Source organism: Chitinophaga silvisoli (assembly GCF_003412465.1).
GTDB classification, from domain to species: domain Bacteria; phylum Bacteroidota; class Bacteroidia; order Chitinophagales; family Chitinophagaceae; genus Chitinophaga; species Chitinophaga silvisoli.
Genome location: NZ_QTJV01000021.1, coordinates 51,584 through 64,252 on the forward strand (window position 1 = coordinate 51,584; position 12,669 = coordinate 64,252).

General features: G+C 45.1%; 10 protein-coding genes. 2 read left to right on the forward strand and 8 right to left on the reverse strand.

The features are described 5' to 3' along the window. Positions 1-4: 4 nt before the first annotated feature. Positions 5-1,159 (reverse strand): FecR family protein, encoded by a 1,155-nt coding sequence (locus DXN04_RS33025; RefSeq protein WP_116857700.1) that lies wholly within the window; start codon positions 1,157-1,159, stop codon positions 5-7. 76 nt (positions 1,160-1,235) lie between these two features. Next, on the reverse strand, positions 1,236-1,826 hold the full coding sequence (locus DXN04_RS33030; RefSeq protein WP_158569284.1) for an RNA polymerase sigma factor: 591 nt from the start codon (positions 1,824-1,826) through the stop codon (positions 1,236-1,238). Positions 1,827-2,069: 243 nt separating this feature from the next. On the opposite strand from DXN04_RS33030, the gene DXN04_RS33035 reads away from it, so the two are divergent. Continuing rightward, entirely contained in the window at positions 2,070-2,693 is a 624-nt protein-coding gene (locus DXN04_RS33035) for a DUF2975 domain-containing protein (protein WP_116857702.1), read from the forward strand. 2 nt (positions 2,694-2,695) lie between these two features. Next, on the forward strand, positions 2,696-2,899 hold the full coding sequence (locus DXN04_RS33040) for a helix-turn-helix domain-containing protein (protein WP_116857703.1): 204 nt from the start codon (positions 2,696-2,698) through the stop codon (positions 2,897-2,899). Between the two features lie 96 nt (positions 2,900-2,995). Here the strand turns inward: DXN04_RS33040 and DXN04_RS33045 are convergent, their stop codons facing one another. The 6 genes from DXN04_RS33045 to DXN04_RS33070 all read right to left on the reverse strand — a co-directional run bounded on the left by DXN04_RS33045 (position 2,996) and on the right by DXN04_RS33070 (position 12,668). Next, complete coding sequence (locus tag DXN04_RS33045; RefSeq protein ID WP_116857704.1) at positions 2,996-4,882, reverse strand: amidohydrolase; 1,887 nt, start codon at positions 4,880-4,882, stop codon at positions 2,996-2,998. Between the two features lie 69 nt (positions 4,883-4,951). Next, positions 4,952-6,811: an alpha-amylase family protein gene (locus DXN04_RS33050; RefSeq protein WP_116857705.1), complete on the reverse strand. Its 1,860-nt coding sequence runs from the start codon at positions 6,809-6,811 to the stop codon at positions 4,952-4,954. Next, positions 6,808-7,587: an SDR family NAD(P)-dependent oxidoreductase gene (locus DXN04_RS33055; protein WP_116857706.1), complete on the reverse strand. Its 780-nt coding sequence runs from the start codon at positions 7,585-7,587 to the stop codon at positions 6,808-6,810. Before DXN04_RS33055 ends, DXN04_RS33050 begins: the two co-directional genes overlap by 4 nt. Before the next feature lie 6 nt (positions 7,588-7,593). Further along, entirely contained in the window at positions 7,594-9,156 is a 1,563-nt protein-coding gene (locus tag DXN04_RS33060) for a sodium:solute symporter (RefSeq protein ID WP_116857707.1), read from the reverse strand. Beyond that, positions 9,153-10,376, reverse strand: a complete 1,224-nt coding sequence (locus DXN04_RS33065) for an enolase C-terminal domain-like protein (protein ID WP_116857708.1) — start codon at positions 10,374-10,376, stop codon at positions 9,153-9,155. Before DXN04_RS33065 ends, DXN04_RS33060 begins: the two co-directional genes overlap by 4 nt. 3 nt (positions 10,377-10,379) lie before the next feature. Beyond that, a complete protein-coding gene (locus DXN04_RS33070; RefSeq protein ID WP_116857709.1) occupies positions 10,380-12,668 on the reverse strand; it encodes a glycoside hydrolase family 95 protein in 2,289 nt (762 codons plus the stop codon). Position 12,669 lies beyond the last annotated feature (1 nt).

The following is a 12,669-nucleotide window of genomic DNA, read 5'->3' on the forward strand; positions in this document are numbered from 1 at the left end:
ATTACTAATGAATTATGCTAATGTTCTTTCCCTTTACTTCAAATTTTATATCCCCTATTCTTTCGAGTGCATGAAGCACTGTTGACAATTTTTTATCTCTCCTGATAGATGCATGCACTTTGATGTCTGCTGGAATACTGGCGTTATCTACATCCAGGTCATACCATCGTCCTATCTGGCGCATGACTTCTGTTAATGGTGTGGCTTGAAACCGGAAATCTCCATCTTTCCACGCGGTGTATAATGAAACGTCGACGCTTGCTACATTAAATGTTGTGTTATCCAGTATCGCCTGCTCTCCCGGATGTAATTCCGTCGTGTGAGCCGCATCCCTGCTGTCAAGGCGAACACTGCCGGTCGTCAGGGTAGTCACTGTCCCGCTTTCATCGTTATAACAGTTGACGTTAAAACTGGTGCCCAGCACCTTCACATCCTCATCTGGAGTATGAACGATAAATGGTTGGGAAGCGTTGTGCGCTACTTCGAAATATGCCTCTCCCTTCAGTGTTACACTCCGATCCTTACCTGTGAACGCAGTTGGATAGGACAGTGAAGACGCTGCATTCAGCCAGACCCTCGTACCATCACTTAATGTAACCCGGTATTGGCCACCTCTTGGAATATTTAATGTCACATGCTGGATGGAATCTTTTACAGGCAGCATATCACCATCCTTGTAATGAATACTCCCCTTGTCTACCACTATTTCCTCCTTCGCACCATTCAATTGATAGACGGCTCCATTCGATGCGACAAGGGTCGCACGGTTAGTACCGGGAGGAATATCCAGGTCTGCAAACTGCGGGGATGATGGGCGGGAAAGTTCTCTGTAAAAATAAAATCCGCATGACAATACCAGCAATACACCTGCCGCTGCGGCAACCCCCTTCCACCAATACATTCTCTTATATTTTGGCGCGGGCCTCATACCCAGTTGTTGCTCAATACCCTTCCAGGCAAGCTCTTTAACGATCACAGCTCTTTCAGCCAGTGAAGGCGATTCCTCCACTTCCTCCGAAAAGTAGTTGACAAGTAAGGCATCCAGTTCTTCCTGATTGTCGTTAAGCTGGAAAAATTCATAGAGTTGCGACAATTCCTTTTCAGTAATTGTCTCCTCATTATACTTCTTAAATAATTCTTTTAGATTAATGTTTTCCATCTTAGCAAACAGTCCTGTTTATGCCCAATTACAGATAAATACACACGAGAAATAAAAAATAGCACCCCCAAAACAATTATTTTTCAAAAAAAATGGGAATTAATACTGCAAACAGATAAATGTAATTAGATCTTAATATATTTCTTAATTGCTTATTAGCCTCTTGTATGTGGTGATTAATGGCGGATGCACTAATATTTAAGCGGCTGCTTATTTCCTGGTAGCTAAGACCATCTATCTTATGCATTATATATACCTCCCGTTGCCTGGGTGTAAGTTTGTTTAATGCAGCCTGTAGTAATTCTTTGGCTTCAGATTGGTTAAGGGATTCTTCTATAGGGTTATGACTATCGTCCGCATTGATCTGCCTGCGCATCAACTGATCATATACATTTCTTCTATATACGTTCCTGGAGAGATTGGCTGCCATTTTATATAATAAAGCCCCAAAACTAAGTTCCGGATTGATATTGTGACGGATCTCCCAGATCTTAATAAACAGATCCTGCAGGATATCTTCCGCTACACCTTCAGACCGGAGCAGTTGTAATAACCTCGCAGCAAGACGAGGGGCATAGATTTCATAAAGGGCTTTAAAAGCAAACTCATCCCCATCCCGCAACCTGCGCAACAGCTCCTTCTCATCGGTGGTGTGTATGATGTTCACTTTCCTATATTGATATTTTCTCTTGAAATTATACAAAGTAAAAAATAAAGCGAAATTTTTTAATAAAGGTTCAAATAAAAGATACAATACCTCTTCTGCGGTGGGTAATCGCTCAAAGAACTATTATTATCTCAATGCATCTTTTTCTATTTATTGCTTTTCGTAAATTATTTATTGTAATTCAATAAATTTATTTTGAGAAATAATATATTCTATTTTACTTTGACAGTAAATTACATCGCCATGAAACCTACACACATTATTACTGTCTTTAAAGTGTTGACCACAATTGGCTTTTATTTTCTGCTGTTCATAACAGCAGCCTTTTTCGTCTTCTCATTGATAAATATTGCCAGTAATCAGTCATTCAATACACCAACGCTCAAAAACAATAATTACAAGGTGATATCCTTTAGTGACAACAAGGGCACAACTGAAGTAAAATATTCGGATAACAAACAGCTCCGTTACCAGTTACTCCAAAATGAATACTATGTGCAGATCAATCCATCTTCTCCATTTGGATATTATACAATGCTCCTTACTTTCGTTTACCTGTTATTGGGCATCTTTACCCTCCGGACATTTAGAAAGATCCTAAAAGAAATTCAGCTGGAAGCACCATTCACCGGCAAGATTGTGCGACTTTTAAAATATGTGGCAGCTGTATTTATAATCGCTGATTTTATAAAAGTGATAAATTATATCATCTTCAATCAGTACCTGCATCAACAAATGCCAACCCTTGGCTTTAAGCTGCAATCAGAGATCGGTAGTGGATTTATCATCGGTGCAATTACATGGATCATAGTGGCTATTTATCAACGCGGGGTAGAATTACAAACGGAGAACAACTTAACTGTTTAATTATGCCTATTATTATAAATTTAGACGTAATGCTTGCCCGGCGGAAAATGTCACTGACAGAGCTAAGTGAAAAAGTAGGCATTACAATGTCAAACCTATCCATTTTAAAAACAGGGAAGGCAAAGGCCATAAGACTGGAAACACTTGAAGCGCTATGCAGGGTACTGAACTGCCAGCCGGGAGATCTTTTAGATTACAGAGAATAGTGTCATCCCCTTTTATAATCTGGCAGCATTCTAAATCATCAAAGCCTTCAGACCAAAAGTCTGAAGGCTTTGATGATTAAAAGAGCTTATATTCATTTATCCCATACTTACCGTCTCACTTACTGTACTTCCATACACCAATTTCCCTGCCACCCAGGTCTCCAGCACCCCGATATTCCGCATATGCATATACGGATTCTTCATCTTCAAAGGATCCTGCTGCAATACCACAAAATCCGCAAAGTTCCCCACCTTCAGCGACCCTGTCCACTGCTCTGCATAACACTGCCAGGCAGCATCATAAGTAATCGCTTTCAGCGCCTGTTCATGCGTAATACATTCCTGCGCATTCAGTACATTCCATTCAGGATCCGCCTCCATCCTTCTCGTGATAGACTGCTCCATCATCCTCAAAGGACCCATCGGACTTACCGAATTGTCACTATGCAATGTGATCCGCATCTGCCTTTGCAAGGCACTGTTACAAAGATCCAGCATGCCTGATTTCCCTCCAAAAATTGCTTCCTTAAAAGCATATCCCCAATATCCTACATGCCCAATCAGGAAACTTGGCGATACCTGCATCTGCTTCATATCATCCAGGTTCTGCTGGGTTGTCAATGAGCAATGTTCTATTCTGTGCCTTACGCCCTGGAAAGGATCAGGTATACACTCCTTAAACGCTTCAATGGCAAATTGCACCGCAAGGTCCCCATTCGCATGGATCATCACAGGCCATTTTTTATCTTTGATGATCGTCTTCATCAGTGCCATGAAGTCAGCCGGTGGGGTCTCCGGTCTTGTATTAATATCCCCGCCAAAATTGTATACGCCAAAATTGCCGGCAGGATTACATAAATACTCCTGAGACTGATAGCCGGTCAAGCCCTGGTTAGAGCCATCAGAAATTACCTTTACATGACTCACATGAATATCTTCATAATTTGTTGACACCTCATGGATGGGCAACTTCGCTGCATCCTCTACCTTATTACATACCTGGGCCGCACCAATACGTACCGTGCTCTTATTCACCGCCAAATAAGCCTTCAACATTAATTGCTGCGTATGATCCATCCCCGCATCATACACATAGGTAACACCCCTGGAATTCGCAGTTTCAAAGATCGTTTTCAGATTTACAAATGCGTCCAAAAACATCGCTGCCTTCTGAACAAAAGGGAGCGTTTTAAGCGCCGGGTCCATTCCCTTTGCCTCCTGCAACTGTCCCTTCGTCTGCGTTTTATAATCTTCGTAAGAACTGTAATTTGATAAGGCCTTTTGGTTTGCCTCATTTTCCCAGATTAACAACAGCGCCGGGGAATTCACATACAATGTATGCATGGAAGCGCTGATGATCATAATCGGCCTCACCGTGGATATTTCATCCAGCACATTTATATCTATCGTGATGAGTTCTTTGTTGCCACTCATCTCTGTATCACCAATGAGTAATGGCATCAATGCCGGATCAAGACCTGAACCCAGGAACCATTCATTCGGCTGTAGTTTAACAATTGCCTTCCTGATTGTAGTGCCTACCGTGAGTATGTCATATTGCTTACGCAACATCTGTTCATCAAATCCACCCAGGTCCGTCCATCCCATTAACATTGCTGTAGGTACAAGATGGAGATGCGGCTCTATCAGTCCGGGTAATAAGGTATTATCCTCCGGCAACTCCCTGGAGTTATAGCCAGGATAGTGCTGCTGCATGTATGAAGATACTTCTGCTATTGTACCTGTAGCCACCACTTTGCCTTCTGCAAAGCCAATAGCCTGCACCGTTTCAACAGATCCGTTGATCATGGGCCGTATGGTACCGCCAGAGACCATGAATGGCGGCGATTGTTCCTGTACTGTAACGAGGCTTTCTTTGGGAAGTGTTGCAAAATTTTCCGGGGTAAAGAGCTCGTCTTTTAAGAGCTTGAGAATAGGATTGTCACATGCACAATGCGTGCAGGAATGGTGGTGGTGTTCCATGGTGATTGGAGGTTTTGGTTATTTTGCAGCAAAAGCACATGGACTATAACACCCATCCGGCATAATTGTTTATTTCACCCTGTATATCACGGCAGTACCCGCTTCAACTTTTACATGAATTGTATCTGTAACAGGTATTGTCTGCTTACTAAACAATTCCCTGGCTGTTCCTCCCTTTAACAATGGCACACGGTATTCCCGGGTTTTATTATCATAGTTAAAGATCGCTATATATTCATCTCTTATAAAGACCTTGTTCTCATCCACCGGTCTGAAACTCTTTCCTCTCTTTGTTATCGCCAGCAGTTCCTTATCCTGTAAAAGTTGCAAGGCTACCTCCTTCCAGGGGCCATCAGCAGCATAATCATCCCCTGTTACAAGACTACCCGTTACCAATGCCGATGCAAACCTCGCCCTGTTCGCATTCAAAGAAGCATCCTTAAACACCACATGGTCTGCATCCATATAATTATACATCAGGGACTGCCACCAACCATAGGCCGTACTGTTCAAGGTATATTCCGTATTCTCTATCGAGTTGAAAGCATCACAGGCGATACGGCGCATATGTACATAACGCGATGTCGCCAGGTTAGGCGAGATAGCCGCATACAGGAGCATCTTATTCCCCGCAACACTGTCTATCAATTCCATCCCTTTCCGGAAAGCCTGCATACCTGTAGTCACAGCAGGATCATAAAAATGATCTCCCTCAATCGCACCATGTGAGAGAAAATCTATCTTCACCATTTCGTAACCCCAATCTTTAAACAACTGCATAAAGTGGATAATTCTTTGCCGGGTAGCCGGATGTGTAGGGTCCATCGCACGACCACCATCCGTATCTGCATACTTACCATCCTGCGTAGTCCAGGTATCCTTGTACCTATACGCACTTCCTTCTACTGCACGATCATATTTTCCCCAATCTACAAAAGGGGCCCAGTAGATCCCGGGCTTAAACCCTTTCTCCCTGCAATATGCAGCGAACTCCTTCAACTGCGAAGGACTCATATTGTCCCAGTAAGAATCCAGGTCTATATACAAAGTATGATCCGCTGTACGATAAGCCTTACAGGTATCATGAAAGAAATCCACCACCCCCTTCGCCTTTGCAAAATCTATCTTCGTCTGGATCACTCCCCAGCTATTCCAGCATACCGGCGTAGCACCCCTCCACTTAGCTACCTGAGGGGGATGAAAACTCATATTCGTCTTTGCATAAGTCTCCATGCCCTTTCGCCAGTCTGCATCATACCCGATAAAGATCGGTGCTGAATGGCAGTAACCATCCACCGCCTGCACCATACCATGCACTTTCACATCATGCGTACGCAAAGAATCAGTATATCCGCAAATCACCTTCAATGTATTTTCCTGCACCCGGATCCCCGTTTTCCACACGTCCTGTTCCAGTGAACCAATTACAATACCGCTTTTCTCATTGTAAATTGCCGTGACCTCACTGCCCGTAAAATCAGCTTTATCAAATAATGGCGCATCATACCTGAACCACATATCATTGTCAAACGGTACATTCAACACCCGGGCCCCTGTGGCAATATAACCCGTATTCACAGGAGATAAATAATTACATGCCCTGCCTGCTACCTTTATAGCAATCACGCAGTAATCCTTTCCCGGATAGGTATAAAACAATTGCTGCAGGGGGCCGCTATTAATTGTATACACCATAGATGTACCCGATTTCTTAATCGCATAACCCCGTTTCACCGGTGTACGCGAATCAATATCCGTCCCTGTCGCAAATACATTTTCAAAAGCAATCTGTCCATTCAGTATTACTGTGTAGGTACCCTTTTGAAGATCGTAGATGATCCTGTTATTTTTACCAAATGGTATCCTGACCTGTGCATAGCTAAATACCTGGATAAAAAACACTGCTGATAATATCATTAACTGTCTCATGCCTGGTAATTGAGCGCCCTGTAACCAAGTTCTGCACCGCCACTTACGTGCATGACATGACCTGTTATAAAACGGGCTTTTTCCGAAATAAGAAATACACATGCATCCGCAATCACATCTCCCTCCGGGCAATAGCCCAGCGGGTGTATTGCATTCATATATGCCTCTATACCCTGTCCGTTATTCTGGTACTTTCCCCATTCCCGCAGCATAGGTGTCCATACACCCGCCGGCGCTACTGCATTGACACGAATATGATAAGGTGCATAATCCAATGCCATTGACTTCGTAAGGGCATTCACGGCACCCTTGGTAGCGGTATAGGCGGCATGATTCTCCTGCCCTATTTCGCCCACCAGGCTACTTGTATTGATGATGCAGCCCCTGCTCTCTTTTAATGCAGCGATACCATAACGCGTGGTTAAAAAAAGACTCTTCAAATTAATATTCATCAAATCATCCCACTCATTTTCAGATGTCTCATGTAATGGTTTTGAGGGATGCGCAATGGCAGCATTGTTATGAATCACATCGATCCTGCCGTATTTCTCCAATGTCAACGCTATCATGCGCTTTACATCTTCCGTCTGTGAAATATCGGCATAGATGCTATAATGAGGTTCTCCCAATGTTTGGATAGCTGTGTCCAGGGTAGTACGGTCATTCGACACTACCACTACTACAGCACCTGCTTCCGCATATTTTAGCGCACATTCGAATCCAATACCAGTGGACCCTCCTGTTAGCAATATGATTTTACCGGTCAAAAGTTGCATGTCTCTTTATTTAAAAATGAAATATAGTATCGCCATCACCAGTAATAAGAGTACGGACAATACCTTAAAACTACCTTTGCCTTTCAAAGGCTCCATTGGCGACCGCCAGTACAATGTGGCACTCACAGCGGTATGGTGCATAGGATATACTAATGAAAATGAAACCTGTATTATACAACAGATGATGAACAGGTAAAACGCCATCATCATAAATGGAATTTGGGCTAAGGATGTAGCAGGGTATATTTTATTAACAGCATATACGAAGGCACCCAGCAAAGACCCGATCAGCAAAGTAATCTGTGCTGCCTTTGCTGAAGCACGGGACCAAAACACACCCAGCAAAAACACACAGGTGATGGGCGGGGCAATGTGCGAAATAATATCATTCACCCCATTGAAAATACTATTATAACTATTGAGTAATGGAAGTAACAAAATAGACAATAACAAAGCTATCCCCGCTGATATACGCCCCATTTTCACCAGTTGCCGGTCGCTGGCTGCGGGTTTAAAACGCTTATACAAATCAAAACTCACCAGCGTCGAAATACTATTTAGTGCACCTGATACCTGGCTCATTAATCCCGACAACAATGCAGCTACTATAATCCCTGCCAGGCCGGAAGGCACCAGCTGCGTGATCATAACTGTATAAATACCCTTGCTATCTCCTGTAAAATGTAAAAGCCCCTTGTGCACCAGGGTACTTGCAAACAAACCTGGCAATATGAAGATAAAGACCGGCAATATTTTGATAAACCCACAAAACAAAGGACCTAACCGCGCATTATTCTCATCTTTCGCACCCAGTATTCGCTGCACAATTGTCTGATCCGCACACCAGTACCAGATGCCAATTACCGGGTAACCCAGGAATACTGCATACCAGGGCAGACTACCGCCACGCCGCAGCATAGACAATTTATGCAATTGCCCTTGCTCCTGTAACACATCCGTCATTGCATGCCATCCACCCATCTTATGAAAACAGGCAATCGTGATAATCACCGCACCCGCCACCAGCACCACCGTTTGTATGCTCTCTGTAACGACGACTGCTCTCAGTCCGCCAATAATGGTATACACAGCCGTTATACAGGCAATCACGGATACACTGATATACATATCTATCCCAAACAATGTCTCCAGTACAATACCTCCCGTCAGCAAAGAGAATGCAATATGTATCGTGATGGCCGAGACGATAGAGATCAATGTCAGCCAGTCCCTGCAAGCCCGGTTATACCGTTTCTCCAGGAAATCAGGCAGGGTACTGATACCACTCCTGATATAAAACGGTGCAAAGAACAATGCCAGCAGGATCAATGTGAATGCCGCCATCCATTCAAAGTTGCCACTCAGCAGGCCATCATCAAATCCGCTCTGCGCCAGGCTTACCAAATGTAAACAGGAAATATTGGTCGCAAATAATGCCAGCCCGATCATCGGCCAGCGCAATGTTTTACCTGCCAGGAAATAGTCCTTCGAACCGGCCTCTTTTTTTAGACCCGCCCATAATCCAATTGCTACAATCCCTATGATGTACAGAATAACAACGATAATCATACTATGTGTTTAAGATCACAGCTGCTACCCGGCTCCTGTGGTGTAAGATATACTCCTTCCTTAATTTGTACAGGGTGTACAAAATGTTCCTGCAAATGCGGAATATGCTCCAGGAAAAGCGCCTCATGCCCCAGCGAAATATGATTGAAGAGCACCAGGTGTTGATGCAGCTGCCCCATATCACCCACATGCGGCACCACCGGCACACCATACTTCCTGCTTAGCAGACTCACCGTGATAAATTCACTCACACCTCCCACCCGCACCGCATCTACCTGTATAAAATGCGCACAGGCTGCCTGTAAATAATTCTTGAAAATGATCCGGTTCGGCACATGCTCTCCCAATGCCAGCTTTGTAGGCGCTATTGCCTTCGCCAACTGTTGATGTGCGATCACATCATCAGGATGCGTAGGTTCTTCTATCCAGTAGGGTTGCATTTGTTGTAGCCTTCCGCATATATCCAGTGCCTGCGGCAAGGTCCATTGTTGATTTGCATCCAGCATGATCTTTACATCCTCTCCTGTCACCTCTCTTACCAGGTTTGCCCGCCTGATGTCCCGTTCCGGATCTGAAGATCCTACCTTGAGTTTCATGGCGGTAAACCCCGCTGCTACCGCTTTTTTCGCATTCTCCCTGATCTGTTCGTCGGGATAATTAAACCAGCCTATAGAAGTATCATAACCAGGGTAACCTGTCTTTGTGATCGCCTCCCTGCTCAAATCCCTGTTTGCGGTAATCAATGCTATTGCCTGCTCAGGGGTCAGCTCATCTTCAAGATAACTGAGGTCGAGGGTATTTACGATCTGCTCCGGAGACAGCTCTATCAATAATTTCCATAAAGGTAGTCCCCTCTTCTTTGCCCACAGGTCATAACAGGCATTCGTCACTGCTGCCAGTGCCAGGTGCACGACACCTTTGTGGGGTCCTAGCCAACGAAACTGCTGCTCATTGGATAAGCGGTGAAAGATACTACCAAAGTTTGCCATCACGGCTTCTATATCCCTGCCTTTTAACTGTGCTGCATAAAAATCCGCAGCCTTACACACCAAATCATTTCCTTCTCCCAATGTAAATGCGAACCCGGTACCTGTAAGACCACTATCATCTTTCAGCAGGGTCACCGCATAGGAGTAAACAGGATCACGATGTATCGCATCACTGCCAGCCCCGTGCCCGAGCGGGTATCGTACATCCCTTGTAAAAGTCTCTTGTATCATCAGTTATATTTTGCTGGCGAGGATTTCTTTGATCTCTCCGTTTACTTTAATCTTTACTTTTTGAGCTACCGGCGATGTGACCCGGTAGCTAATGACCTGTCCATTCTTCCAGGCAAAGTCTACCGTAAAATTCCCGCGTGCTTTCAGGCCTTTTACAGTCCCTTCTTCCTTCCAGTGATCAGGAATAGCCGGCAGCAGGTTGATAAAGCCTGCATGGCTCTGTAAAAGCATTTCCGCTATCCCGGCTGTAGCACCGAAATTGCCGTCTATCTGAAAAGGCGGCCCGGCTGATAGCATGTTGGGGTACACGCCACCACCGGCACCGTAGTTAATATCAGTTTTGAATGTAGGTTTCAAAATCTCTTTCAGCAGTTTGAAGGAACGGTTTCCATCCTGCAATCTAGCCCAGAACAGGAGTTTATAGGCAATTGTCCAGCTAGGTCCGTCATCCCCTCTTACTTCCAGTGTCTTCTTTGCAGCTGCCGCCAGGTCAGGTGTATTTTCTGCCGTAATCAATGCTGCCGGGTACAATCCCCACAAGTGAGAAATATGCCGGTGCTGCGGATCTGTTTCTTTATAGTCCTCCAGCCATTCCATGATCCTGCCGTCTTTTGAAATAACGCCCGCAGGTGGAAGCTGTTTGATCTTAGCAGCCAGCTCACGACTCAAAGCGGTATCCCTGCCCAATACCCCCGCTGCGGTTATCACGTCGTTGAACAGGTCACGCACGATCTGGTTGTCGATCGTAGCACCTATACAAATACTTGCATGATGGCCATTCGGCAGGAAAAAGGAATTCTCCGGTGAGGAGGAGGGCGACATCACCAGCCACCCTGTTTTATCATCCTTTATCAACAGAGAATTATAAAACACGGCTGCACCCTTTATCACAGGATAGATCTCCTGCAGGTAGTGCTTATCTTTTGTGAATGCATAATGCTCCCACAGGTTATTACACAACCAGCCGGAACCCGATTTTGTTGCTCCCCAGGAAGCACTTTCTCCTGGCTCTGTAAAGCCCCATATGTTGGTGATCACATGTGCCACCCAACCTGGTGCATTGTAATAAGCCTTTGCGCTGCGTGCACCCGGTACTACCAATCCCTTCACCAATTCTGCCAATGGCAGGTTCAGTTCTGAGAGATTTGACACCTCTACCGGCCAGTGATTCATCTGCACATTTACATCCAGGTGATAGTCCCCGTTCCAGGGTGTCTGTACCTGGTTCGCCCATAAACCCTGCAGGTTCGGTGGCAATAACCCCGGCCGGGTACTGCAGATAGACAGGTAACGGCCGAACTGGTAGAACAATACAGCCAGCTCATTGTCCGCTGCAGGATTGTTATAAAATGCGGCCAGTCTTTTATCCGTTGGTTCTTCCAATCCTTTTCCCAGGTATAGCTGTACGCGGTTAAACAATCGCCCGTATTTACTGATATGCTGTTGGCGCTCGCTTGCAAATGGCTTTGCCATGGCGGTCTTCATGACCCTGGCAATCCGCTGCCTGAACCCTGCATCTTTGTAAGATGTACCTGCAGAGAGATACAGGATGACCTCCGTTGCATTTTTAATGATCAATGCTTGATCTGTTGTCGTCAAAGTTCCCCCCTTCAGCAAAGCTTTCACATCCGCTTCATACTCCATTCCCTTACCATCAATGCCATTGTCCAGTTGTCCGGATAATATAAGTGTCCCTGCCGATGTATGCGTAGTACCTCTTTCCGCACGACTCATCGTCACCCTGCAGGAAAGCTTTCCCGGCGCATCAGCAGTTAGTCTTACAATACTGATATCATCATCAAAACTCGTGAGGTATTCTCTGCGGTACGTCACCCCGTCTACGGTATAGGTACAGGTGGCCAGTCCCTGCTGCAGGGAGAGTTTTCGTTCATACTTCGCAGGTACTCCATGATCAAACTGAATCTGCAATTCACCCATCGTCTGGTAACAACCAAATGGCACACTCCCGGATCCCTTCCCGGTACAGATAAAGTCCTTGTCCATCAATGCCTGCGCTTCATCATTCTTCCCTTCTTTCAGCAATTGCCTGATAGCGGGCAACTGCTTATACGCCTCATAATTATTCGCATCCTGTGGCGCTCCGGACCACAGTGTAATATCATTCAGTACGATCTTTTCCGTCTGTACACCACCATCAGGCATCATTCCCAATCGCCCGTTGCCCAGCGGCAATGTCTCCTCCCACACCTTTGCGGGTCTATCATATTGCAGGGTCTGCCCGCTACTAAAGGCAGGAATAATTCCGATGATGGCTGTAAGGATATACTTCATT